Below are 24,189 nucleotides of genomic sequence, written 5' to 3'. Positions count from 1 at the left end.
TACATTTAGCACTCATATACTTCGACTGCTAATTTATGATTTTATTATACTCCTTTAAAAACGAGTGTCAAGAGAAAAGCTCAAAAAATTAGCACTCTTTTTATAAGAGTGCTAATTTTTTATTTATCATACGATGTTAAGTTGTTTTTTTCAATAATAGCAATCAATTTCGTAGCATAGTCAGGGTCTGTGCTAAATCCTATATCTTGCAACGATTGTGCTGGTTTTTTATAGCCCGTATTAGATACTAAAATATCATACGCTCCATCGCTTAATGTGCCAGATTGTAATAAATCAAAATAGTCATAAATAGCAGCTGTCCAAGATTTATAAACCGCAAAGCAACCTGTCTCAGTCTGCCACTCATTGACAAAATAACTCTTATAAGTTAATTCTATGGACATTTGACCATCCTGTGCCTGCACCGCAAATAAATTATGATATTTTACTGCCAGTAAATTCGTTCCATAATTTGATTCCAAAACAGCTTGAGCAATGATAATCGAAGGACGTACGCCATATGATGCTGCTACTTTTTGAATCGTCGGAGCAATTTCTTCAATAAACTCTGTTTGCGTATAAGAAACACTCTGCTTCTTCGTAGCATTTGGCGTTGCATGATGCAAGCAAAGCAAAAGAATTCCAACAAAAAAGATAAAAACAAAAGTCAAAAATTGTTTCAGAGAAAAACGAGATTTCATCGATTATTCTCCTTCAACAAAGACACATATTCTTCTAAGGTTAAGTTGTTTTCTGTCATGTATTTAGCAGATTCAACGCCAACATAGCGGAAATGCCAATCTTCGTAATCGACTCCCGTTGAATCACTCTTTCCTTCAGGAAAACGTAGAACAAAACCATATTCAGGAGCAATAGCTACGACTTGCGCAACAACATCTGCATCACTCTCATTCAAAGAATTTACCGTACTCATATCAATAGCAAGTCCAGTCTGATGTTCACTAGCACCAGCAGGCTGTGAATACGTCTTAACCAAATCCTCCGCCGCTTCTTGCGTTAAACTTGGATTAGTTGCCATTTCTTGTGACACATAGGAATTAAATAATTCTTCTTGATAAGCCACACTTCGGTAGCCAGAAATCAAATGTTCACTGCTATCAATAGCTTGCGCTGCTGCCAAAAAATTTCGAACATTATCAGTAATACGTGAATCCACATAGATATTATCAATTTGCGTTAAATCAGGATTCATCTCAGCTGTAATATTATCACGATTAACTAAAACAAGCTCCCAATCACTCGATGAAACATCTGGCAAATCCGTCGCTGATGCTGTTGAACTCGTTGAAGACTCAGAGCTCACCAAGCTTGAACTATCCGTTGATGACTTTTGAGCATTTCCACTCAATGACAATTTGTCACCTTGGACAAAAACAAAAATACCGACTATAAAAATTACAATAACTAACAACCCTAAGATAAGAGTTAGCAAACTACGCTTTTTTCTCATTTTTTCTTTCTTCTAATATTTGCCTACCACGCAAACGATAACTAACATCGCCGATAGACTCTATTGTAAATTTTCCATTTTCAAAACTAACAACGGAAATACTACCGTTGTCCAATCCCAAACTTCTCGGTGTTGCACGATCAACTAGCCACAAAAACGTTCCAATAGTCATTCCATGGCTAACAACAATAGCATTTCCACCACCCAAAGCCTCGATTTTTTCAGCAATAGCAGTAAACCCCTCTAAAATACGGCCACTCAAAACTTCCCAAGTCTCAGCCCAACCAGCTGTATCGACTTGATAAATACCTGCCGCCATTTCTTGATAAGTCAACTTAGTCATATCCTTATCAAATACACGTGGCAACACACCATTAAAGAGCTCACCATCGTATCCGCCATCTAGGCTACCAAAACACCATTCGCGAATACGTTTGTCACGAGTATATGGGATATTTTCCTGTTGACATTCACGTAAAATAATCTCCATTGTCTGTAAAGTACGTCCACTATCACTCGAAAATGCCTCTTTAAAAACAATTCCTGCATCTTTCAAACCTAGACCAAGCTCTTGAATTCCACGCTCACCATCAACAGTTAAAGGGCTATCACTCCAGCCTTGAGCACGACCAATCGTATTGAACATCGTTTTTCCATGACGAGCAATATACAATTTTGTTTTAACCATAACAGTTCCTCCCATACTTGATTCCTATAAAAAATAGAGGTGTACGACAATAAAAATAATGAATTTTACTTTTTCAGCTCTTTTATTATATCATATTTTTCAAAAGCTTCGTCAGTTAACACATAGCTTTGATAACCTGAAATCTTTTTTTAATTTAGACAAAAAATACCTAGGATAGCAATCTTTGCTTATTCTAGGTAAATATCGAACAAAATAATTAGTTTTTAAAGCTATGAACGGGGGCAGGAATTTGACCACCACGTTTGATAAAATCAGCAGATGAATTATGATTAACACTCATTACAGGCGCTGTACCAAGAAGACCACCAAATTCAATCATATCGCCTTCTTTACCTTTTGGAATAATACGAACAGCTGTTGTTTTTTGATTAATTACACCAATAGCTGCTTCATCAGCAATCATAGCAGCGATTGTTTCGTAAGGAGTATCTTCAGGAATAGCAATCATATCCAAACCAACAGAACAAATAGCTGTCATTGCTTCAAGTTTTTCCAAGTTAAGTGAACCATTTTGAACAGCAGCAATCATACCTTCATCTTCAGATACAGGAATAAAAGCACCAGACAGACCACCAACTTGGTTACAAGCCATGATACCACCTTTTTTAACTTGGTCATTTAAAAGAGCAAGCGCTGCAGTTGTTCCATGAGTCCCAACTGTTTCAAGCCCCATTTCTTCAAGGACACGAGCTACAGAATCCCCAACCGCTGGTGTAGGCGCAAGAGAAAGGTCAACAATACCAAATTTAACACCTAAACGTTCACTCGCCATTTGACCAACCAATTGACCAATACGTGTAATCTTAAAGGCTGTTTTCTTAACCGTTTCAGCAACAACGTCAAAACTCTCACCGCGAACTTTTTCAAGAGCGCGTTTTACAACACCAGGACCAGAAACCCCGACATTGATGACAACATCAGCTTCACCAACACCATGGAAAGCACCCGCCATAAATGGATTATCTTCAACCGCATTTGCAAACACGACTAATTTTGCTGCACCCAAATCAGACAATTCAGCCGTTTCCTTAATAATGCGCCCCATATCAGCAACTGCTGTCATATTAATCCCTGATTTTGTCGAACCAATATTAACAGATGAACAAACTTTTGAAGTTTCTGCAAGCGCACGAGGAATAGAGTTGATAAGGACTTTATCTCCTTTTTGGTAACCCTTTTGAACCAAAGCAGAAAAACCACCAATAAAGTCAATTCCAATGTCATTCGCAGCCTTATCCAAGGCATGAGCCAAAGGAAGGTAGTCGGTCGCATCAGTCGCTGCTCCAATAATAGAAATTGGTGTTACAGAAACACGTTTATTAACAATTGGAATACCCAATTCGGCCGCAATCTCATCGCCAACAGCTACCAAAGAACCAGCTTTTTCGACAACTTTCTTATAAATCTTATCTGCAGCCTTATTAATATCTGGATCAACACAATCAAGAAGAGAAATTCCCATTGTAATGGTACGAACATCAAAATTTTGTTCCTCAATCATCGCAATGGTTTCAGTAACTTGTTTAATATCCACGTCTTTCCTCCTTAAATATTGTACATAGCATCAAAAATAGCTTCGCTTTGAATATTAATTTTAACATTCAACGTTTCACCATAAGCTTCAAATTCTGAACGTAAATAAGTAAAATCTTGCGTTTCATCAGATGAAACAACAGCCATCATTGTAAAGAAATCATCCAAAACTGTTTGAGAAATATCATCAATATTTAAACCTAATTCAGCAATTTTTGCTGAAACCCCAGCTACAATACCTGTTTTATCCTTGCCAACAACAGTAATAATTGCTTTCATGAGAAGCCTCCAAAATAGTATTTTTTCAATTCTACCATAATTTTCAGAAAAATTCCATTTAATTCAGATACAAATTCATTAAAAAACGAATTATTTTCTGTATTTTTAAAAAAATATTCATATTTTGGTATTCTATTTGCTATTTTCCCTAAACTCGTTAAAGAAGGGCTCAATCTGGGCTAGAAAAGCCTTTTTTCCCTCAAAGCGTTCCCCACGCATCACCTTCGCCAATTTCTCTCGTGCCTCTATTCCCAGTCGCTGCTCAACCGCTTGCAGCCGCTCCTGATAAGCCACATAATCCGCCAGGTCCAGAAAACTTGTTTGTGCTAAACAATGCCCCACATCACTAATTTCCTCATATGGTAGCTGATTAAACTTGCGTTTCAGGCTTTCCTGATGACGAATCACATCCTTGAGATAGTTGGAAAACTTTGTTTTAAAATAAGAATAAAGGGACAACTCATCCTGCAACACGTCTGGCTTTTCTTGTAAAAGGCGGAAAAGAACCACCCGTCCCTCTTGTAACCAATCATCGTAGTCCCACAGTTTAACAAAATAGTGACGACGCAACTTAAGTACAATCGGTTTAACTTTTTCAAAATAGGCTTCAAATGCTTCCATCATTTTCAAATCTCCTTAGAACTTAATTTCCCTACTTAAAAGGTATCACCATTATAAAAAGAAAAGTACAAAAAGACCATGACATTTTTGTCATGGTCAAAAAACTATGAAGTAAGATAAAAAAAGCAACAGCCTAGAACTGTTACTACCGTTTTTCTTACTCCGCCAGTAGGACTCGAACCTACGACATCATGATTAACAGTCATGCGCTACTACCAACTGAGCTATGGCGGATAAAAGCTAAGCGACTACCATATCTAACAGGGGGCAACCCCCAACTACTTCAGGCGTTCTAGGGCTTAACTGCTGTGTTCGGCATGGGAACAGGTGTATCTCCTAGGCTATCATCACTTAACTCTGATTGATTATCCAATCAAAATTGAATACCTATATATTCTAACAAGTTTCCGACGCGCTGTCAATTCTTCTCAGTTACTTTGGATAAGTCCTCGAGCTATTAGTATTAGTCCGCTACATGTGTCACCACACTTCCACTCCTAACCTATCTACCTGATCATCTCTCAGGGCTCTTACTGATATTAAATCATGGGAAATCTCATCTTGAGGTGGGCTTCACACTTAGATGCTTTCAGCGTTTATCCCTTCCCTACATAGCTACCCAGCGATGCCTTTGGCAAGACAACTGGTACACCAGCGGTAAGTCCACTCTGGTCCTCTCGTACTAGGAGCAGATCCTCTCAAATTTCCTACGCCCGCGACGGATAGGGACCGAACTGTCTCACGACGTTCTGAACCCAGCTCGCGTGCCGCTTTAATGGGCGAACAGCCCAACCCTTGGGACCGACTACAGCCCCAGGATGCGACGAGCCGACATCGAGGTGCCAAACCTCCCCGTCGATGTGAACTCTTGGGGGAGATAAGCCTGTTATCCCCAGGGTAGCTTTTATCCGTTGAGCGATGGCCCTTCCATGCGGAACCACCGGATCACTAAGCCCGACTTTCGTCCCTGCTCGAGTTGTAGCTCTCGCAGTCAAGCTCCCTTATACCTTTACACTCTGCGAATGATTTCCAACCATTCTGAGGGAACCTTTGGGCGCCTCCGTTACCTTTTAGGAGGCGACCGCCCCAGTCAAACTGCCCGTCAGACACTGTCTCCGATAGGGATCACCTATCTAGGTTAGAGTAGCCATAACACAAGGGTAGTATCCCAACAACGCCTCCACCGAAACTAGCGTCCCGATTTCATAGGCTCCTACCTATCCTGTACATGTGGTACAGATACTCAATATCAAACTGCAGTAAAGCTCCATGGGGTCTTTCCGTCCTGTCGCGGGTAACCTGCATCTTCACAGGTACTAAAATTTCACCGAGTCTCTCGTTGAGACAGTGCCCAAATCATTACGCCTTTCGTGCGGGTCGGAACTTACCCGACAAGGAATTTCGCTACCTTAGGACCGTTATAGTTACGGCCGCCGTTTACTGGGGCTTCAATTCACACCTTCGCTTACGCTAAGCGCTCCTCTTAACCTTCCAGCACCGGGCAGGCGTCACCCCCTATACATCATCTTACGATTTAGCAGAGAGCTGTGTTTTTGATAAACAGTTGCTTGGGCCTATTCACTGCGGCTGACTTAAAGCCAGCGCCCCTTCTCCCGAAGTTACGGGGCCATTTTGCCGAGTTCCTTAACGAGAGTTCTCTCGCTCACCTGAGGCTACTCGCCTCGACTACCTGTGTCGGTTTGCGGTACGGGTAGAGTATAATTAACGCTAGAAGCTTTTCTTGGCAGTGTGACATCACTAACTTCGCTACTTAACTTCGCTCCCCATCACAGCTCAATGTTAGAGATACAAGCATTTGACTCATATCACACCTCACTGCTTAGACGTGCTCTTCCAATCGCACGCTTTAGTTAGCCTACTGCGTCCCTCCTTCACTATATACTCTAGTACAGGAATATCAACCTGTTGGCCATCGGATACACCTTTCGGTCTCTCCTTAGGTCCCGACTAACCCAGGGCGGACGAGCCTTCCCCTGGAAACCTTAGTCTTACGGTGGACAGGATTCTCACCTGTCTTTCGCTACTCATACCGGCATTCTCACTTCTATGCGTTCCAGCGCTCCTCACGGTACACCTTCTTCACACATAGAACGCTCTCCTACCATACCTATAATAGGTATCCACAGCTTCGGTAATATGTTTTAGCCCCGGTACATTTTCGGCGCAGGGTCACTCGACTAGTGAGCTATTACGCACTCTTTGAATGAATAGCTGCTTCTAAGCTAACATCCTAGTTGTCTGTGCAACCCCACATCCTTTTCCACTTAACATATATTTTGGGACCTTAGCTGGTGGTCTGGGCTGTTTCCCTTTCGACTACGGATCTTAGCACTCGCAGTCTGACTGCCGATTATATCTCATTGGCATTCGGAGTTTATCTGATATTGGTAATCCGGGATGGACCCCTCAATCAAACAGTGCTCTACCTCCAAGAGACTTAACATCGACGCTAGCCCTAAAGCTATTTCGGAGAGAACCAGCTATCTCCAAGTTCGTTTGGAATTTCTCCGCTACCCACAAGTCATCCAAGCACTTTTCAACGTGCCCTGGTTCGGGCCTCCAGTGAGTTTTACCTCACCTTCACCCTGCTCATGGGTAGGTCACATGGTTTCGGGTCTACGACATGATACTAAAGCGCCCTATTAAGACTCGGTTTCCCTACGGCTCCGTCTCTTCAACTTAACCTCGCATCATATCGTAACTCGCCGGTTCATTCTACAAAAGGCACGCTCTCACCCATTAACGGGCTCGAACTTGTTGTAGGCACACGGTTTCAGGTTCTATTTCACTCCCCTCCCGGGGTGCTTTTCACCTTTCCCTCACGGTACTGGTTCACTATCGGTCACTAGAGAGTATTTAGGGTTGGGAGATGGTCCTCCCGGATTCCGACGAGATTTCTCGTGTCTCGCCGTACTCAGGATACTGCTAGGGTTTAAGATTATTTCGATTACGAGGCTATTACTCTCTTTGGCTTACCTTCCCAGGTAATTCTTCTATAATCTTGCGTCCCACAACGCAGTCCTACAACCCCGATGTGTAAACACATCGGTTTGCCCTCTTGCCGTTTCGCTCGCCGCTACTAAGGCAATCGCGTTTGCTTTCTCTTCCTGCAGCTACTTAGATGTTTCAGTTCACTGCGTCTTCCTCTTCATTACCTTAACAGTAATGAGTGACATGCTTCACATGCCGGGTTCCCCCATTCGGACATCTCTGGATCAATGTTTACTTACAACTCCCCAAAGCATTTCGTCGTTAGTCACGTCCTTCATCGGCTTCTAGTGCCAAGGCATCCACCGTGCGCCCTTATTAACTTAACCTTATTTTGGTCTATTGACCTTAAACTCATTAAATCACAGCGTTTCGGTTTATTTCTTGTTACTTTCTACAATTATTTCTAATTGTGGAATTTGATATAGATATTCAATTTTCAATGGACAATCACTTTGAATCTTTCGATTCAATGGAGCCTAGCGGGATCGAACCGCTGACCTCCTGCGTGCAAAGCAGGCGCTCTCCCAGCTGAGCTAAGGCCCCACAAGACCTCTCAAAACTAAACAAGACTACCAAACGTGCTTCCGTTTTTCCTTAGAAAGGAGGTGATCCAGCCGCACCTTCCGATACGGCTACCTTGTTACGACTTCACCCCAATCATCTATCCCACCTTAGGCGGCTGGCTCCTAAATGGTTACCTCACCGACTTCGGGTGTTACAAACTCTCGTGGTGTGACGGGCGGTGTGTACAAGGCCCGGGAACGTATTCACCGCGGCGTGCTGATCCGCGATTACTAGCGATTCCGACTTCATGTAGGCGAGTTGCAGCCTACAATCCGAACTGAGATTGGCTTTAAGAGATTTGCTTGCCGTCACCGACTTGCGACTCGTTGTACCAACCATTGTAGCACGTGTGTAGCCCAGGTCATAAGGGGCATGATGATTTGACGTCATCCCCACCTTCCTCCGGTTTATTACCGGCAGTCTCGCTAGAGTGCCCAACTAAATGATGGCAACTAACAATAGGGGTTGCGCTCGTTGCGGGACTTAACCCAACATCTCACGACACGAGCTGACGACAACCATGCACCACCTGTCACCGATGTTCCGAAGAAACTTTCTATCTCTAGAAATAGCATCGGGATGTCAAGACCTGGTAAGGTTCTTCGCGTTGCTTCGAATTAAACCACATGCTCCACCGCTTGTGCGGGCCCCCGTCAATTCCTTTGAGTTTCAACCTTGCGGTCGTACTCCCCAGGCGGAGTGCTTAATGCGTTAGCTGCGGCACTAAGCCCCGGAAAGGGCCTAACACCTAGCACTCATCGTTTACGGCGTGGACTACCAGGGTATCTAATCCTGTTTGCTCCCCACGCTTTCGAGCCTCAGCGTCAGTTACAGACCAGAGAGCCGCTTTCGCCACCGGTGTTCCTCCATATATCTACGCATTTCACCGCTACACATGGAATTCCACTCTCCCCTTCTGCACTCAAGTTTAACAGTTTCCAAAGCGAACAATGGTTAAGCCACTGCCTTTAACTTCAGACTTATTAAACCGCCTGCGCTCGCTTTACGCCCAATAAATCCGGACAACGCTCGGGACCTACGTATTACCGCGGCTGCTGGCACGTAGTTAGCCGTCCCTTTCTGGTAAGTTACCGTCACTGTGTGAACTTTCCACTCTCACACACGTTCTTCTCTTACAACAGAGCTTTACGATCCGAAAACCTTCTTCACTCACGCGGCGTTGCTCGGTCAGGGTTGCCCCCATTGCCGAAGATTCCCTACTGCTGCCTCCCGTAGGAGTCTGGGCCGTGTCTCAGTCCCAGTGTGGCCGATCACCCTCTCAGGTCGGCTATGTATCGTCGCCTTGGTGGGCCGTTACCCCACCAACTAGCTAATACAACGCAGGTCCATCTACTAGTGATGCAATTGCATCTTTCAAGCATCTAACATGTGTTAAACACTGTTATGCGGTATTAGCTATCGTTTCCAATAGTTATCCCCCGCTAGTAGGCAGGTTACCTACGCGTTACTCACCCGTTCGCAACTCCTTCTACTCTAGCAAGCTAAAGTAGTCAGCGTTCTACTTGCATGTATTAGGCACGCCGCCAGCGTTCGTCCTGAGCCAGGATCAAACTCTCATTTAATCTTGTTCTCATTCTGTCACTGACAGATTTATTTCTTAACAGGTCGATTTCTCAACCCGCACGTTTGGTTCGTCTTGTTCAGTTTTCAAAGGTCTTTGTCTCTCGTGAGACAACTTCTATATTCTATCAAATCTAAAACAGCTTGTCAACTACTTTTTTAAAGTTTTCTTCAAATCTGTTTCAATCTGATTACTGCTGAACATCTCGGACAACAGCTATATTAGTGTATCATCTCAAACTTACTTTGTCAACTTCTTTTTTAGATTTTCTGTAAGCCTGACTCCTGCTCTCTTACGACAGCTCAACTAGTATACTAAACTTAAGATAAACTGTCAACTACTTTTTGCATTTTTTACTGTAGTGATATTAACTCCAAGTGGTATGCTCTACCCTTAACGGCAGTTATATCTTCCTATATTTAGTTTTTTCCTATCATAAAATATTATGCACTACAGAGGACTTATATTACCGATTTTTAACAAATACGGGCTCTATAATTTCTGTAGTGGACAAAAGTTCCGCTAAGAAATTATAGAGCCAAAATACGACAGCTCTTCAACTTTTAGAAACAAAAAAAGACATTCAAGATAAAAATCTTGAATGTCTTGAAACATTGATATAATTGAATATTAACGTTTTGAGCAATAATTTTGAAATATTGGTGCGTTCAATATACTTGAATATCCAGTTATATCAACGATTTTATAATTGTTAAGCGGATTGTATTTGATGAAAATGGAAGAATTTAGACGTGATTTGCTACAATTTGCTACAATGCTATTAGATTATTTAATTAGGAGGCCATTCACTTTGAAAGTGAAGTTAATTGTTTTGGGTGAACTAGATGGCATAATTAATTTTGATACTAAAACATATGAATCACTGAAAGAAAAACCATATTTTTCTTCTTTAACGGACTTGGAAATAGATTTTACTTATATGAGCAACAGGTTACGTAAAGCTGTAAGAAATGAACACCAAATATATCATGAAGTCAATTATGATGTTCTAGACACCATTAAAAGTGGCGATGTATTCTTTTATGATAACCATGGAAAGATACGTTTTGAAGTTGAGTAGTGGAATACTGTTCTTCTGGTAGAAATAATTTTTCATAGTTTATGGTTGACATATCCCAATATAAAAAGTAAGATAGTATCAAGTTGATAGTATCTAATTGATATTTAAAAAGAAAGGAGGTATTATTCTGGAATCGCTTAGTTTGTTAGAAGAATTGTTGTCAAATAATAATTTAAGTAAGTCAGAAGTGAGAGTTGTTTATTTTTGTTACAAACAAGAACGTACTTCAAAAGATGTTGCGAATTATCTTAATTGGCAATCTCCTAATGTCGCTAGACTACTTCTTACAATGTATAATAAAGGGCTGTTGACACGGAGACAACTTGATGACAATAAGACATATTTGTACACTACAAATATATCTAGTGAATTACTTGATATCGATTAATGATGGTTTATAAAAACCATCAAATTTTATCACTTATGACTATCGACTGCATAGTATGCACTAGATAATAAAGAAAGGACAATTATTATGAAGAAATTTAAAGAAATTTATCTCAAGGAAGTAATGGAAATGCCTAATATTTCGGGTATCTCTCGAGTACAGCGCTTCAACTCAGACGAATCAGTAGAATTTGAATTAGATGATGAATCAAGAGTATTTTTAAAATCTAATTTGCCACTTACAAGTAAGATTTATGAGCCAACACTTAAAAAACTCGCTGAAAACATTATTATATTAAATCGACAAAAGCACCGTAAAACAGATGTCTCTAGAATTCATTTGATGAATGAACATCAGTACCATGGATATCGAGATGCTTCCTTTTATACGTCTGCAATTTAACAAGCATAACTAAGAGAATGGAGGGGGTGAGATTTCCCCCCTTGCATTGAATTTAAAGAATGGAGAGAAAAAATATGTCTAATTATTTTTGGAAGTCGGCAACACTTATTTTGTTAGCTATCATGTCTTTTTTTGCTGGTTTTACTGCTAAGGGGATTGATTTTACATGTTGGACACCTATGTTATCAGTGAAATTTGCACTTGTGTGCTCTTTGGTAGTTCTTTTGGTTCAAGTACCCTCAATAATTTCAACATTTATTGATTATAGGAGAGCTAAAAATGAGCGCTAAATTGAAAATGTATTTGTTTTTTGTAGTATTCTCGCTGTTCCTTGTTGTTGGTTGTTTTGTATTGGAATCAGGCAGTTTCTTCTCCAATTGTTTTATTGTAATTGGTTCACTAGCCTTCTTTGTATCTGCTTTTTATTTTATAAAACTAAAATTGCACGGTTTATTTAATTTACTGAGCTCGCTGGTTGAAAAAATAAGAGGTATCTAAATGATTAGAATTCTATTGAACCGTTTACGAGGAGAACCACCTTTAATCAACTTTTATGAAGATTATAGGTATGTAAACATTACTCCTTGGATACGGAAGATTCGATTGATTGTCTTAGGAATATCAGCATTCTTATTCTTTGTTGGAATACTTAGTACTACTTCATCAATGGTACCTGCTTTAACTTTTTGGATTATTGCGATTGCTCTTATATATTTTCAAGCTAAATATTTAAAGCGATTGAAAATGTGGGTTGAAAATAATTTTTGGATAGATCGTTTGTTATTAGAAATGATTGTAACCAATGGATTATTTGATGAGAGACTTCAAAATAGTGTGTGGCTATCTTACAGAGAAACGCAGAATACTCTTGAAGTGATTGCGTTAAAGCGTGGAGATAGTTTTTCACGAAAGGTTGAAAATCTAGAAACTGAGATTGAATCAGTTTTAGGACTTCCTCTAATTGAGAAAAACATTTTCCCTACTCGAGTCGAATATTCCCTTTTGAAATATAAGCCAGTAAGGAAACTGGTAGATTCATTACCTAAGGAAGATTCAAGTTTGAGCATAGAAATATATGGGGATTTTGTAATTGACTTGCGACACAATTATTCAATGCTGGTAAGTGGTGCAAGCGGGGCTGGAAAATCTTTCTTTTCTTACTACTGGATAACACGATTTATCTCACAGACTGTAAATGGTAAACATGCTAAGCTTTTTGCTATTGATCCCAAGCAATCAGATTTATATAAACTATGTCGAACTGCTGGTATGCCAACGGAAAATTACGGCACCACAAATGCGGAGGCTTTCAAAATAGTTCGCTCATACCTTAAAGAAATGGAACGTCGTATGGCTATTTATGATGAGAGTTCAGCATTTGATTCAGTTGGCATTGATATTGGACTTGAACCGACGTTACTTATCATAGAAGAATACTCTTCCCTTGTGGCTTCACTCGACACCAAAGAGAAAAAAGATTTCGAAAATAAGGTCGCAATTATAGCGCAAAAAGCTAGGTCTCTTTCAATGGGGATATGTATTGTAATGCAACAACCTCGCTCAGATTCATTGTCAACTAATATTCGTGAGCAATTAGTGAATTCAGTATTTCTTGGTAATCCCTCGAAGGAAAGTGCTGGCATGATGTTTGGCACAACTGATTTACCGCAAGTAAAAGGTAAAGGCGTTGGTGTGTACTCTATTGAACGTGGTAACCCTAAAGAATTTGAGTCGCCACAATTTACCGAAGATGTGTTTGATGTAATCTTGCCAGTGTGGGAGCATGTCGCTAAATCATATCGAACTGAAATAGTTAAAGAAAAGTATTTTTAGTAACCTATAATTGCGCGTTTTGTAAGTGATTAAAACTTGTTTTAATCGCTTATAAAATGCCCTCATGCAGCCGGCGGAATGACGGGCCGGTCGGACGGTACGTCCGAAATAATTGAAAATGACAATAATGTCCAAAACTGAATGACATTAAAAGCTGTACAGAAAGGAAATTTGTTATGAAAGAAACGATTGTTGTTCTTGCCATTTCTACTAAAAAGGAAAAGGGTTGGCTCAAAGTTGCCACTGTACGTGATTCTTGGGGAGACCTTGGAATGCACTTTGACAAAGTAAAATTTAGTAATGTTTTTGTTGCTCCTGGTCTTTACGATGTTGAAGTGGCTAATAACGCTGGGTTTGGACAAAATCCTGCCTATGAGGTTTTACAAGCCCATAAAATTGGTACTTTTGAAGAATTAGTTTCAATGGCAAAAGGGAAATAATCTTATCTCTTATTTTGGGTCAAGACTGAGAACTGCCAGCTCGCTGGCAAGCGGAGCGTGTTCAGTGGAACGGCAGTCTTGATCCAAAATTTAGAGATATGAAAGTGCTTTGCACTTTCAAGAATTAAAACAGGGGGGACTTATGGAAAATGAATTAAAAAATCGGGCTCCCTCTAATAGCCCGATAACGATACATGAAATGTCAAAAACATCATATTCTAAATTTCAAGATGAAGTTTCTTACAAGTATGGATTTGTCGGGTTAAAACTAGATAAATTAAGCTTAACTGCTGACGTTACGGAAGATTTTTACACTTCCATATTAAATGGTGAGTTTGTTTTATATGATTATTTTGGAATTGTTGAACCAAATTTAACAAGAGATGGGGAATTATCCAGTTATAAAGGACAGTTCTTTGATAATGATAAAGAAAACTGGTATGTAGAATATACTCCTATTGCTTCAATCAAGATGAATAAGCGACCATTGAAAATAGAATTTACACCTTCAAAAGTTTCTCGAACGCATTTTTTGACAGTATTCCATGAATTATTTCCGTATATGAAAAACATAGCAATTAGTACATTCCACTTGGCATATGATTTTGAACGTGATTTATCTGCATTACGTGTTAACTGGCCTAAAGTGATGTATCGCCCGATTTATAAGGGCATGAAACTTGAAACAATGGATTTCGGTGCTCCTAAAGGTAATTATCATTTAACAGCATACAACAAGCTTAAAGAGCGTGTAGATAGCGGAGACATGGCAGAAATTGAGATTTATATGCAATATGAGAATCTTTGGAGAATTGAATATAAATTTTATAACGAAGGAAACATAAAAAAGGAATTAAAAAATGGCTTGCCTTTTCTTGCTAAAGTTCCTGTGTTTATTGAAAATTTTCAAGGCTTAGAATTTAATAATTTGGGTGTCAATGAAAAGATTTATCTCTTTGCCCTGCGTAATAAACCTGAACTGTTTGCTGAATCTGACAAGCGGACAGTTGCTAAATATAAGAAACTTGCTGAAAGCATTTCAGAAGTAAATTTGAACGTGTTTTTTCAAAACGCTTTAGATTATACTGAAATTTTCAATCAAGAACCTTGTATGGTAAATTTCTTCGATTTTATGAGTTCTATGCTTGCTGGTGATATTCCAAAATTAAAATAAGGAGGTTGCAGATGATTACAGAAAAAAGTGAATTCCCACTTCTATTGACTAGAGAACAGGCTTCAAACTATCTTGGTATAGATCCGAAGTCGTTCGATAAATATGTTCGCTCTTCTGATGATTTGAAACGGTTCATGGTTGGAAAACAAGAGCGTTACACAATAAAAGAATTAGAGATTTTTATTGTTAATCATTCAATATGTTAAGGAGTTGATATTGTGGCAACCATTATAAAACGTGGTAATTCATATAGAGCTGAAATAAGCAATTATAAGCATGGTGTAAACAATCGACTTACAAAGACATTTAAGACTAAAGCTGAAGCGAAATTATGGGCAATGCAGAATGAAATTGCTAAGGGGAATGGTACTGACTTGGCGAAACGTAATGATACGTTTGCAGAGTTCTTTGAAAATTGGGTAAAGATAGTCAAAAAAAATGACGTGCGCCCTGCAACGTATTTAAACTACACTCGTACAATTCCGATAGTTAAAAAATTATTTGGCAAGATTAAATTAGGTGAGTTAAATGACTTGGTTGTTCAAGCTAAAATTGACGAATATGGTTCTAATCACGCTAGAAAGACGACAACTGAAGTATTATTGAAGATTCGTACTTCATTAAGATATGCGTATGGTCGTGGTCTATTGACTTCTGATTTTGCTGGTCTTGTTAAGACTCGTGGCAAGGAAATGCCCAAAAGAAATAAAGCATTATCTATTACAGAGTTTAAAAAGCTTCGTTCATATCTTTTAGAAAATCATGATACAGATTTCAATGTGCTTGTACTTCTTGCTCTTGAAACTGGTGCAAGACGTGGAGAATTATTAGGAATTAAACCCGAAGATATTTATGAATATGGCGTGAGGATCGTTCGCTCAATAAGTCCTCATAGCGCAGATACAGGTTTAAAAACAAAGCATTCTAGGCGAGATATAAGTATAAACAAAGATGTCTATGAAATCCTAAAAACTGTTAAGGTAAAAGAAGATGGTTATCTGTTTGAGACAGATGGATTTCATCAGTCGGCAGACTTGACAAAGTTGTTAAAGCAACTTGATATTACGAAAACTACTTTCCATGGATTAAGAGATACTAATGCTTCATTTCTGTTTTCAAATGATAATATCCGACTGGACTATATTTCTAAAAGACTTGGTCATAATTCAATACTTACAACACAAAATTACTACTTGGAGCTCATGCCAGAGAAAAAGCATTCACAAGAATCCGAGGCGTTAGCATTGCTTGATTCTTTGAAGTAACGATAGATTTACATCAATTTACACCATAAAATACAAAAAGAACTCCCACAAATAGTGAGAGTTCTGTATTTCTCGGTAAACGATATTAACGTTTTGAGAATTGTGATGCCTTGCGGGCTTTTTTGAGACCTGGTTTTTTACGTTCAACCATACGAGCGTCACGTGTAAGAAGACCAGCGCGTTTCAATGAATCACGGAAATCTGGATCTACTTGAAGCAATGCGCGAGCGATACCGTGACGGATAGCTCCTGATTGACCTGCGTAACCACCACCTACAACGTTAACGAAAACGTCGTATGAACCTTCAGTTGATGTAACTGCAAATGGTTGGTTAATAACAAGACGAAGGTCAGCATGTGGGATGTATTCTTCTACATCTTTTTTGTTAACTGTAATTTTACCAGTACCTGGAACTAAACGTACGCGTGCAACAGCGTTTTTACGACGACCAGTACCTGTGTATTGTGCTTGTGCCATTTAATAGATGCTCCTTTCTCTCTTAGATAAGTCCTTTGATATCAAGTACTTCTGGTTGTTGTGCAGCATGTGTATGCTCGCTACCTACGAAGACTTTCAATTTCATGCCTTGTGCACGTCCAAGAGTGTTGTGTGGAAGCATACCTTTAACTGATTTTTCAATCAAGCGAACAGCATTTTTAGAACGAAGTTCACCAGCTGAAATTTGTTTCAAACCACCTGGATACATTGAGTGAGTGTAGTAGATTTTATCAGTTGCTTTTTTACCAGTTAATTTAACTTTTTCAGCATTGATAACGATAACAAAATCACCTGTATCAGTGTGTGGTGTAAATGTTGGTTTGTTTTTTCCGCGAAGTACGCTAGCAACTACTGCAGAAAGACGTCCAAGAGGTACATCTGTTGCGTCAACAACGTACCATTTACGTTCAACTTGGCCTGGTTTAGCCATGAATGTTGTTTTGTTCATGAGTTCTCCTATACGAATTCGTTTTTGTTTACAAAGTGTGGATGTTCCGGTCCACGAGTTATTTGAAAGGTTCCGGGGCCTTACAAATGGGGTAAACAATACCGTTTATTATAATACCAAAAAAAGTGGTACCAAGTCAACACTTACCTACCATCTTTTCTAAGTTTTTTAGCGATTTTTTCTTCTTTTCCATAGAAAACGCTTAGCGGAATTTACGGGTATTTTCTGCTAGGTGAACTAAGTGGCGTAAAAAGTCATGCGTTTTGGCTTGGTAATCATAAGTCCTGCCTAAATCATAGATATAACCATTGATATAATCAACTTCTGTCTGACGTCCTTTGTTCATATCTTGGTACATTGACGGATAATGCAGAGGGCTTGTTTCCGCGCTAACATACCGAATGGTCTCCCATTCTTCATCACGACTATTCAGAGGAGTAATGCCTGCTAATTCGGCAACGTTATAAGCTTCATCAATTAATTGACGTCCTAATTTTTCGGCACCTTCGTAATCAATGAATTGTCCCATACGAATTTCAAAAAGGGTGCAAATGGTATTGATGACAGAATTGAACACAACTTTTGTGTAAAGTGTTCCTAAAAAATTATCAGTCAGATTTGGATTGAGGTTTGAGGCTTCAAATTCAGTTACTATCTGCTTTTGAACATCATCGATCGTCCCTGATTGAGCAGCAATATTAATAGAACCAGCACCTGCTTTTCCAATAAAATCAACATTTCCTGCGTCTTTCAAGACCGTTCCAATCAGACAAGTTCCTGCTAAAACTTTTTCAGGCGCAAAATAGCGATTGATTTTCTCGATATGTCCCATGCCGTTCATTCCTGTGAAAACATATTGATTTTCGTGGAAAAAATGCATGCTTCGTTCGAGCAACTGTGACAAATGCATTTGCTTATCAAAAATGATAAAAACATCTGGTTTTCCTTGGTATTCTTCTGGTGTCTTAATGCTAATCGGAATCAGATGACGATTTTTACCATCACGTGATTGATAAACACCACCTTGTTTTCTAATCGTGTCGATTTGCTCTTCCCACGTATCAATAAAATCTACTTGAGCACCGAGGTGTTCTTTTAATAGCAGCCCAAAACGTAGTCCCATTGCACCACTTCCAAGTACAGCATAAGTCAAATCCATGTCTTTTCCTCCTTTGATTTTAAAAATTATATCACTTCATCAGTCGAATATGAAGGAAATCAGGTATAGAATTTTCTTATGGCTAGCTATAAATAAAAAGGCTAGAACTTACGATTCTAACCTTTCCCTATTATCTTGCTTCTTTTCCGATTGAAAAGACGGCTAATGTTCCTGGTCCTACGTGGGCAGAAATGACTGGTCCTAGTGGCATGATGAGGACATGGTCAACATCTTCATGTTCTAGTAATGATTTTTTGAGTGTTTCAGCACCTTCGATGTCATTAGCATAGGCAACAACGGCTGTGTCATGTGCTAATGATTGTGTTGCTTGGGAAACGACTTCTTTCAAGGCTTTTTTGCGTCCACGAACTTTGGCTAATGGAACTAACTTTCCAGATGGTTCAATCCACAAAAGTGGCTTGATATTTGCTAAACTTCCCATAATAGCTGACGTTTTTGATAAACGTCCTCCACGCATAAGATGATAAAGGTCATCAACCAAGAAATAGGTTCTTAAACGTGGCAAAATATCAATAATCATTGCTTTGGTTTCTTCAAGAGATTTTCCTTCATCACGCGCTTGCGCTGCTAAAATAGACAAGTAACCTTCACCACCAGCAGCAGCCAAAGTATCAATAATTTCAATAGTAGCTTGCGGGAATTCTTCCAAAACGATATCACGCGCAATCATAGAGCTTTGATACGTTCCTGAAAGAACAGATGAAAATGCCAAATAAAGCACTCTGTCCCCATTTTGAGCATGATGTCGAAAGCTTTCTTCAAATTGTCCCACATTAACTTGACTAGTGGTTGGTTTGCCACCATTTTTCATGCTTTCAAGCAATACTTCACTCGTTAAACGGTTCTCACCGACAGTTTCGTATGTTTTTCCGTCTAATTGAATGGTTAATCCTAAAATTTCAACATCGTGAGCGTTTGCCCATTCTTCATCTAAATCAGCTGTTGAATCTGTTATTAATTTAAAAGTCATAATTATTCCTTTACTATCAAACACTGATTTTTCTGACATTTTACCGTCAAATCAGTTTTCATTTTCAAAATAATACTTTGATAATCAAATGATTTTAAATTATTATACCAAAAAAGCTCACATTGCGCGAGCTTCTTTTTTAAAAGTCTGTTTCTGATTAAACTACATATCGTCTAGCAATTGCTTCAATTTATCCAATTGTCCGTCGTTCCAAGGGCGTAATTTTGGTGTTGTCAAATCAATATGTTGAGACATTTTATCCAAATCTGATTTGACTGTATTAACACGTTGTTCGAGTTCACGGGCCGAGACGCGTAAAGCTCCCTGAGAGAAAACTGTCCACTGCTCATTCAAATCACTGGTCGCAACTTCAACAAGATTACGGGGTGTGTTTAATTCAGCAGCGGTACGTTCAATATAAGAATCTGCAGTCTCGTCTTCTTCTGTAAAGATGACTTGAATTTTATATTGATCATAGCGTTGACGAACTCCAGGGACATATTGCGCATCAAAAACACAGATGATGTCAAGATTTTCAAAATGAGCATAGTTATTTAACTTACGTAGCAAGATATTTCTGGCTTCGTCTAGTTGATTTTTCTTAAACAGTTGACGTGTTTCCTGCCAAAAGGCAATCATATTATAACCATCAACTAAGAGGATTTTTTTCTTCAATTGTTCTAGTCCTTTCATAGATGGCTAGCTTTTTCGGCTTTACAAGGTTTTAGTCGATTTTATGGCGGAAGACTTCGTACATTAATACTGCCGCAGCGACGCTGGCATTTAAGCTTTGCACATGACCGTTCATCGGAATGGTAATCATTTCATCAACTTGTTTTTTGATGTTTTGTGAAATGCCTTTTCCTTCGTTTCCGATGATTAATGCTAATTTACCTGAAGTATTCCATTTGTGAGATGGGGTTCCATTCATGTCTGTTCCAAATACCCAGAAGCCCTGTTCTTTTAATTTATCAAGGGTTTGGCTGAGATTTGTTACACGCGCAATCGGCACATGCTCAATGGCACCTGTTGATGTTTTGGCAACAACTGGCGTAACACCAACCGCACGGTGTTTTGGAATGATAACACCTGTCACGTTTGTTGCATCAGCTGTTCGCAAGATTGAGCCAAAATTATGTGGGTCATTGAGTCCGTCCAAGATAAGAATGAGCGGATTTTCTTCCTGCGCAGCTTTATCCAAAATCATGTCCAATTCTGCATAGGCGAATTCTGAAACACGCAAAACAAATCCTTGGTGAACAGCTCCATTTGTCATATCGTTAAGTGTTTTTTTAGGCATCCAAGAAATAGATACTTTTTTCTCTGCTGCTAAGTTTTTTATCTTATCAACATTTTTTCCGCGTAAATCGTCTTGAATGTAGAGTTTATTTCCTGTATTAGCCGTCAAACTCTCCGTTACGGCATGAACACCGTAAACAATGTCATTAGTTTCATTAAATTCTCTGTTTTTCATAGTGTTATTATATCACGAAAACCAGCTCTCATGCGAGAACTGGCTGTTATTTTTATTTATAGCTAGTCTTCTATTTTCTCAATGGCTTGAATACACCAGTCGATTAGTTCTTCGAGGCGTTCGATTTGGCCAGTCATATGAAGATATCCCATGACTGCTTCAAAGCCTGTTGACATGCGATAAGTCACGACATCCGCATTTTTAGCTTTGGTGTGGCTATTTGTGTTGCGACCACGTTTATAGATGTCTTCTTCTTTTTCGGTCAATAGCCGAGCTTCTAACATAAGATTAATTAGCATAGCTTGCGCCTTAGCAGAGACATATTTGGTTGCTTTGCGGTGCAATTGATTTGGTTTTGTTAATCCTTGAAAAATCAAGTGCTTACGAATATACATAGAATAAACCGCGTCACCTTCAAAAGCAAGGGCAATACCATTAATTAGATTGACATCTACCTTGTTAGTCACGTGTCCACCTCACACCATCTTTGGTATCAAGAAGCTTAATACCTTGTGCTGCTAATTGGTCACGAATGGCATCTGCTGTTGCGAAATCTTTATTGGCACGCGCAGCTTGACGTTTTTCAATAAGTGCTTCAATATCAGCATCCAAGACTTCTTCTTCAAACACAATACCAAATACAGCAAGCATCTTAGCAAAGGTATCTTTGACTGCTTGATTATAATTACCTGAATTAATCCATTTTGCCATATCAAAAATGACTGTAATACCATTTGCCGTATTGAAATCATCATCCATAGCTGCTTCAAAATCAGCTTTAAATTTTGCCAATTCAGCAGCATCGGCTTCTTCAGTAAGTGGCAATGTAAAAGTATTTTTCAAATATTTAAGATTAACAGAGGCGTCATGAACAGCTTTTTCAGTGAAATTCACTGGCTTGCGGTATTGTTGTGTCGCAAGGAAAAATCTTAAAACTTGTCCATCAACGTTTTTTAACATATCATGAACAGTTACAAAATTTCCAAGAGATTTTGACATTTTTTCATTATCCACATTTACAAAACCATTGTGCATCCAATAATTGGCAAATGTTTTTCCTGTTTTGGCTTCAGATTGGGCGATTTCGTTGGTATGGTGAGGAAATTCCAAGTCAGCTCCACCACCGTGAATATCAATCGTATCACCAAGAATGGTTGTCGCCATAACAGAACATTCAATATGCCAACCAGGGCGTCCTTCTCCCCATGGGCTTTGCCATGAAACCTCGCCTGGTTTGGCTGATTTCCAAAGGGCAAAGTCTAAGGGATTCTCCTTGATTTCTCCTTCGCCATCAACACGACCACTAGCTCCAACTTCTAAGTCAGCAAGTGTTTTATTAGCGAGTTTTGCATAGTTTTGGCTTTTTGCAACGCGAAAATACACATCACCATTAGCTTCGTAAGCAAAACCTTTATCTACCAAAACTTTCACAAAGTCAATAATTTCATCCATATAATCAATGACACGAGGATTTTTAGTTGCTGGTTTCACACCGAGTTGTTTGACATCTTCCATGAAAGCGGCGATAAATTTATCTGAAAAAGCTTTGGTGTCCATACCAACTTCAGCAGCTCCTTTGATGATTTTGTCATCAACATCTGTGAAGTTAGAAATGTAGTTAACCTTGTAGCCTCGGTATTCAAAATAACGACGAATGGTGTCAAATGCCACAACGCTACGAGCATTTCCAATATGAATGTAGTTGTAAACCGTTGGTCCGCAGACATACATATTAACCGTATTTTCAGTAATCGGCACGAAATCTCGCAAACTTCTGGTCATTGTATCATAAATTTTAATTGTCATGTCTGTTTCTCCCCTTTTATAGTTCATTCTTAAACTATTCATATTGTCTAAATTTTTGAGGAATGCAAGCTTTAATAGCGTGATTCTTCAAGTTTAGACGTGTAATATTCACGATTTTCTTCCATGTTATGAATAGCATCCACGTCTTTCTTACCGTGGACACGAACAACTTTTGCAGGAACCCCGACAACTGTGACATCAGCAGGAACATCCGCAACTACAACGGCAGCAGCACCTACCCTAGCATTTTTTCCAATTTCAATAGGACCAATGACTTGAGCGTGAGCAGAGACAAGCGCTCCTTCACGAACGGTCGGATGACGTTTTCCCACATCTTTACCTGTTCCACCAAGGGTTACACCATGATAGAGCATAACTCCTTTTTCCACGATAGCTGTTTCTCCAATAACAAGCCCTGAACCGTGGTCAATAAAAACTCCTTCAGCGATTTCAGCTCCTGGGTGAATTTCAATTTGTGTCCAAAAGCGCCAAAATTGACTGTGCATACGAGCAATTAATTTAAAATCATGTTTCCACAAAAAATGCGATAAACGATGTGCAGCTAGTGCTTTAATACCGGGATACGTTAAGATAATTTCCAGAGAGCTACGAGCCGCTGGATCATTTTTCTTAACAATGTCTATGGTTTCTTTCCACCAACCCATATCTTCTCCTTTCCTTTATTCGTCTTCGTCAATTTCAGACCAATCCACTAAGATTTGTTGGTCGTCAAATGGATTAATCGCAACTCCTACGGTTTCGTCAATGTCATTTTCGCCATGTCCTGGTTGGTAAATATCTGCCAAACGCCACGTTAAAACACTTCCTTGTGCTTTACGGAATGGCAAACCAAAATCGTTGTGGTTATACCATTTAGCAAAACTTTGAAGGTTTGAGAAAGCAGGCACATAGCTTTTGCCTTCTGGTGTTGACATTGTTGGAAACATGCGATTAAAACTTTTGTCATCACGTGGGTGAACAAAAGCAGGTACTAAATAATATTTATCCAAAACATCTGCGGCGAGATTTTCTTCTCCCATGAGTTTGTTTAGGATAGTTGTGTAAACATTCAAAAATTGAATCAATTCACTGCTTTTAAAAATGGTTGAATTGCCAAAATCACCTGTCTTTTTGAGGTTAAAAACAAGTCCTGTCAATCCTTTTTCAACAACTTCTCTCAAAACATCTAGCGTTGAACGTTCCACCCAATTTTGTTGTAGAGCACTAGCTTGTTCTGTTTTAAATGTTTCAAGGTCATCTTTGTCTGAAAAAACAGGTGTCACCTTTTGCCCATCAATTTCAAGAGTATAAGGCTGATCACTGGCTAAGACAGAGTTGTTATGCAAGGCATTAACAAGAGCAACACTATCTAAAAAATTGTCTGGTGCGTTAATAAAGGCACGCAAACGGATATCAAGTTCATTTGTATTTGTCATGATAAAACTCCAAAATTATAAA

General features: G+C 39.2%; 24 protein-coding genes, 2 tRNA genes and 3 rRNA genes. 8 read left to right on the top strand and 21 right to left on the bottom strand.

Features of this window, described 5'->3' with window-relative positions:
* Positions 1-119: 119 nt before the first annotated feature.
* The 11 genes from E8M05_RS01615 to E8M05_RS01560 form a co-directional block, all read right to left on the bottom strand.
* On the bottom strand, positions 120-701 hold the full coding sequence (locus E8M05_RS01615) for a glycoside hydrolase family 73 protein (RefSeq protein ID WP_003063210.1): 582 nt from the start codon (positions 699-701) through the stop codon (positions 120-122).
* Positions 698-1,471 (bottom strand): M15 family metallopeptidase, encoded by a 774-nt coding sequence (locus tag E8M05_RS01610; RefSeq protein ID WP_003063208.1) that lies wholly within the window; start codon positions 1,469-1,471, stop codon positions 698-700. The genes E8M05_RS01615 and E8M05_RS01610 overlap by 4 nt, the downstream gene beginning before the upstream one ends.
* Positions 1,455-2,159: a histidine phosphatase family protein gene (locus E8M05_RS01605; protein WP_041973320.1), complete on the bottom strand. Its 705-nt coding sequence runs from the start codon at positions 2,157-2,159 to the stop codon at positions 1,455-1,457. Before E8M05_RS01605 ends, E8M05_RS01610 begins: the two co-directional genes overlap by 17 nt.
* 217 nt (positions 2,160-2,376) lie before the next feature.
* A complete protein-coding gene (locus E8M05_RS01595) occupies positions 2,377-3,714 on the bottom strand; it encodes a PFL family protein (RefSeq protein WP_003063201.1) in 1,338 nt (445 codons plus the stop codon).
* An 11-nt stretch (positions 3,715-3,725) separates the two neighbouring features.
* Complete coding sequence (locus tag E8M05_RS01590) at positions 3,726-3,992, bottom strand: ACT domain-containing protein (protein ID WP_003063199.1); 267 nt, start codon at positions 3,990-3,992, stop codon at positions 3,726-3,728.
* Positions 3,993-4,124: 132 nt separating this feature from the next.
* A complete protein-coding gene (locus tag E8M05_RS01585) occupies positions 4,125-4,613 on the bottom strand; it encodes a sigma-70 RNA polymerase sigma factor region 4 domain-containing protein (protein ID WP_043910349.1) in 489 nt (162 codons plus the stop codon).
* A gap of 160 nt (positions 4,614-4,773) precedes the next feature.
* Positions 4,774-4,847, bottom strand: a tRNA-Asn gene (locus tag E8M05_RS01580).
* Between the two features lie 5 nt (positions 4,848-4,852).
* Positions 4,853-4,968, bottom strand: a 5S ribosomal RNA gene (gene rrf / locus E8M05_RS01575).
* An 82-nt stretch (positions 4,969-5,050) separates the two neighbouring features.
* Positions 5,051-7,951, bottom strand: a 23S ribosomal RNA gene (locus E8M05_RS01570).
* 144 nt (positions 7,952-8,095) lie between these two features.
* Positions 8,096-8,168: transfer RNA gene (locus E8M05_RS01565), tRNA-Ala, on the bottom strand.
* 55 nt (positions 8,169-8,223) lie between these two features.
* Positions 8,224-9,772, bottom strand: a 16S ribosomal RNA gene (locus E8M05_RS01560).
* The 16S, 23S and 5S rRNA genes sit together here with 2 tRNA genes alongside, the layout of an rRNA operon.
* A gap of 810 nt (positions 9,773-10,582) precedes the next feature.
* On the opposite strand from E8M05_RS01560, the gene E8M05_RS01555 reads away from it, so the two are divergent.
* From E8M05_RS01555 to E8M05_RS01520, 8 genes are all read left to right on the top strand, one after another.
* Complete coding sequence (locus E8M05_RS01555) at positions 10,583-10,852, top strand: hypothetical protein (RefSeq protein ID WP_111718168.1); 270 nt, start codon at positions 10,583-10,585, stop codon at positions 10,850-10,852.
* A gap of 475 nt (positions 10,853-11,327) precedes the next feature.
* Positions 11,328-11,642, top strand: a complete 315-nt coding sequence (locus tag E8M05_RS01550) for a hypothetical protein (RefSeq protein ID WP_046921867.1) — start codon at positions 11,328-11,330, stop codon at positions 11,640-11,642.
* Positions 11,643-11,716: 74 nt separating this feature from the next.
* Positions 11,717-11,932: a hypothetical protein gene (locus E8M05_RS01545; protein ID WP_048791232.1), complete on the top strand. Its 216-nt coding sequence runs from the start codon at positions 11,717-11,719 to the stop codon at positions 11,930-11,932.
* A gap of 208 nt (positions 11,933-12,140) precedes the next feature.
* Positions 12,141-13,475, top strand: a complete 1,335-nt coding sequence (locus tag E8M05_RS01540; RefSeq protein ID WP_048791234.1) for an FtsK/SpoIIIE domain-containing protein — start codon at positions 12,141-12,143, stop codon at positions 13,473-13,475.
* 176 nt (positions 13,476-13,651) lie between these two features.
* Positions 13,652-13,915, top strand: coding sequence for a hypothetical protein (locus E8M05_RS01535; protein WP_048791235.1), 264 nt, complete (start codon positions 13,652-13,654; stop codon positions 13,913-13,915).
* Between the two features lie 142 nt (positions 13,916-14,057).
* Positions 14,058-15,089: a replication initiation protein gene (locus E8M05_RS01530; protein WP_048791236.1), complete on the top strand. Its 1,032-nt coding sequence runs from the start codon at positions 14,058-14,060 to the stop codon at positions 15,087-15,089.
* An 11-nt stretch (positions 15,090-15,100) separates the two neighbouring features.
* Positions 15,101-15,295, top strand: a complete 195-nt coding sequence (locus tag E8M05_RS01525; RefSeq protein WP_048791237.1) for a hypothetical protein — start codon at positions 15,101-15,103, stop codon at positions 15,293-15,295.
* 12 nt (positions 15,296-15,307) lie between these two features.
* Positions 15,308-16,354 (top strand): tyrosine-type recombinase/integrase, encoded by a 1,047-nt coding sequence (locus tag E8M05_RS01520; RefSeq protein WP_111718167.1) that lies wholly within the window; start codon positions 15,308-15,310, stop codon positions 16,352-16,354.
* Positions 16,355-16,439: 85 nt separating this feature from the next.
* Here E8M05_RS01520 and rpsI read toward each other — a convergent pair whose 3' ends face one another.
* The 10 genes from rpsI to E8M05_RS01470 all read right to left on the bottom strand — a co-directional run bounded on the left by rpsI (position 16,440) and on the right by E8M05_RS01470 (position 24,167).
* Positions 16,440-16,832 carry a 30S ribosomal protein S9 gene (gene rpsI / locus E8M05_RS01515; RefSeq protein ID WP_003063193.1) on the bottom strand — a complete coding sequence of 131 codons (393 nt, stop codon included), beginning with the start codon at positions 16,830-16,832 and terminating at the stop codon, positions 16,440-16,442.
* Positions 16,833-16,854: 22 nt separating this feature from the next.
* The gene (gene rplM / locus E8M05_RS01510; RefSeq protein ID WP_003063191.1) at positions 16,855-17,301 is read right to left on the bottom strand and encodes a 50S ribosomal protein L13; all 447 of its coding nucleotides are present in this window, start codon (positions 17,299-17,301) and stop codon (positions 16,855-16,857) included.
* Positions 17,302-17,503: 202 nt separating this feature from the next.
* Complete coding sequence (locus E8M05_RS01505; protein ID WP_003063188.1) at positions 17,504-18,460, bottom strand: ketopantoate reductase family protein; 957 nt, start codon at positions 18,458-18,460, stop codon at positions 17,504-17,506.
* Between the two features lie 130 nt (positions 18,461-18,590).
* A complete protein-coding gene (locus E8M05_RS01500) occupies positions 18,591-19,451 on the bottom strand; it encodes a DegV family protein (RefSeq protein WP_013851443.1) in 861 nt (286 codons plus the stop codon).
* Between the two features lie 162 nt (positions 19,452-19,613).
* On the bottom strand, positions 19,614-20,126 hold the full coding sequence (locus E8M05_RS01495; protein ID WP_012961367.1) for an NYN domain-containing protein: 513 nt from the start codon (positions 20,124-20,126) through the stop codon (positions 19,614-19,616).
* Between the two features lie 49 nt (positions 20,127-20,175).
* Positions 20,176-20,925, bottom strand: coding sequence for a 23S rRNA (guanosine(2251)-2'-O)-methyltransferase RlmB (rlmB, locus tag E8M05_RS01490; protein WP_003063182.1), 750 nt, complete (start codon positions 20,923-20,925; stop codon positions 20,176-20,178).
* Between the two features lie 62 nt (positions 20,926-20,987).
* Entirely contained in the window at positions 20,988-21,392 is a 405-nt protein-coding gene (locus E8M05_RS01485) for a Mini-ribonuclease 3 (RefSeq protein WP_003063179.1), read from the bottom strand.
* A complete protein-coding gene (gene cysS, locus E8M05_RS01480) occupies positions 21,385-22,731 on the bottom strand; it encodes a cysteine--tRNA ligase (protein WP_003063177.1) in 1,347 nt (448 codons plus the stop codon). The genes E8M05_RS01485 and cysS overlap by 8 nt, the downstream gene beginning before the upstream one ends.
* A gap of 71 nt (positions 22,732-22,802) precedes the next feature.
* On the bottom strand, positions 22,803-23,396 hold the full coding sequence (gene cysE / locus E8M05_RS01475; RefSeq protein WP_003063175.1) for a serine O-acetyltransferase: 594 nt from the start codon (positions 23,394-23,396) through the stop codon (positions 22,803-22,805).
* Positions 23,397-23,411: 15 nt separating this feature from the next.
* Complete coding sequence (locus tag E8M05_RS01470; protein ID WP_003063173.1) at positions 23,412-24,167, bottom strand: SseB family protein; 756 nt, start codon at positions 24,165-24,167, stop codon at positions 23,412-23,414.
* Between the last annotated feature and the right edge of the window lie 22 nt (positions 24,168-24,189).

The sequence above is a fragment of the Streptococcus pasteurianus genome (assembly GCF_004843545.1).
Classification (GTDB): Bacteria; Bacillota; Bacilli; order Lactobacillales; family Streptococcaceae; genus Streptococcus; species Streptococcus pasteurianus.
Note: the sequence above shows the minus strand (reverse complement) of the source record. Positions and strands in the feature narration are given on the sequence as shown.

Excerpts from the sequence above, each read along its gene's own strand:
- E8M05_RS01585 (WP_043910349.1), bottom strand. The coding sequence starts at position 4,613 with ATGGAAGCATTTGAAGCCTATTTTGAAAAAGTTAAACCGATTGTACTT.
- E8M05_RS01530 (WP_048791236.1), top strand. The coding sequence starts at position 14,058 with ATGGAAAATGAATTAAAAAATCGGGCTCCCTCTAATAGCCCGATAACG.
- E8M05_RS01500 (WP_013851443.1), bottom strand. The coding sequence starts at position 19,451 with ATGACTTTTAAATTAATAACAGATTCAACAGCTGATTTAGATGAAGAA.
- cysS (WP_003063177.1), bottom strand. The coding sequence starts at position 22,731 with ATGACAATTAAAATTTATGATACAATGACCAGAAGTTTGCGAGATTTC.
- E8M05_RS01605 (WP_041973320.1), bottom strand. The coding sequence starts at position 2,159 with ATGGTTAAAACAAAATTGTATATTGCTCGTCATGGAAAAACGATGTTC.
- rpsI (WP_003063193.1), bottom strand. The coding sequence starts at position 16,832 with ATGGCACAAGCACAATACACAGGTACTGGTCGTCGTAAAAACGCTGTT.
- E8M05_RS01545 (WP_048791232.1), top strand. The coding sequence starts at position 11,717 with ATGTCTAATTATTTTTGGAAGTCGGCAACACTTATTTTGTTAGCTATC.
- rplM (WP_003063191.1), bottom strand. The coding sequence starts at position 17,301 with ATGAACAAAACAACATTCATGGCTAAACCAGGCCAAGTTGAACGTAAA.
- E8M05_RS01610 (WP_003063208.1), bottom strand. The coding sequence starts at position 1,471 with ATGAGAAAAAAGCGTAGTTTGCTAACTCTTATCTTAGGGTTGTTAGTT.
- rlmB (WP_003063182.1), bottom strand. The coding sequence starts at position 20,925 with ATGAAAAACAGAGAATTTAATGAAACTAATGACATTGTTTACGGTGTT.
- E8M05_RS01550 (WP_046921867.1), top strand. The coding sequence starts at position 11,328 with ATGAAGAAATTTAAAGAAATTTATCTCAAGGAAGTAATGGAAATGCCT.
- E8M05_RS01540 (WP_048791234.1), top strand. The coding sequence starts at position 12,141 with ATGATTAGAATTCTATTGAACCGTTTACGAGGAGAACCACCTTTAATC.
- E8M05_RS01470 (WP_003063173.1), bottom strand. The coding sequence starts at position 24,167 with ATGACAAATACAAATGAACTTGATATCCGTTTGCGTGCCTTTATTAAC.
- E8M05_RS01535 (WP_048791235.1), top strand. The coding sequence starts at position 13,652 with ATGAAAGAAACGATTGTTGTTCTTGCCATTTCTACTAAAAAGGAAAAG.
- cysE (WP_003063175.1), bottom strand. The coding sequence starts at position 23,396 with ATGGGTTGGTGGAAAGAAACCATAGACATTGTTAAGAAAAATGATCCA.
- E8M05_RS01590 (WP_003063199.1), bottom strand. The coding sequence starts at position 3,992 with ATGAAAGCAATTATTACTGTTGTTGGCAAGGATAAAACAGGTATTGTA.
- E8M05_RS01505 (WP_003063188.1), bottom strand. The coding sequence starts at position 18,460 with ATGGATTTGACTTATGCTGTACTTGGAAGTGGTGCAATGGGACTACGT.
- E8M05_RS01525 (WP_048791237.1), top strand. The coding sequence starts at position 15,101 with ATGATTACAGAAAAAAGTGAATTCCCACTTCTATTGACTAGAGAACAG.
- E8M05_RS01615 (WP_003063210.1), bottom strand. The coding sequence starts at position 701 with ATGAAATCTCGTTTTTCTCTGAAACAATTTTTGACTTTTGTTTTTATC.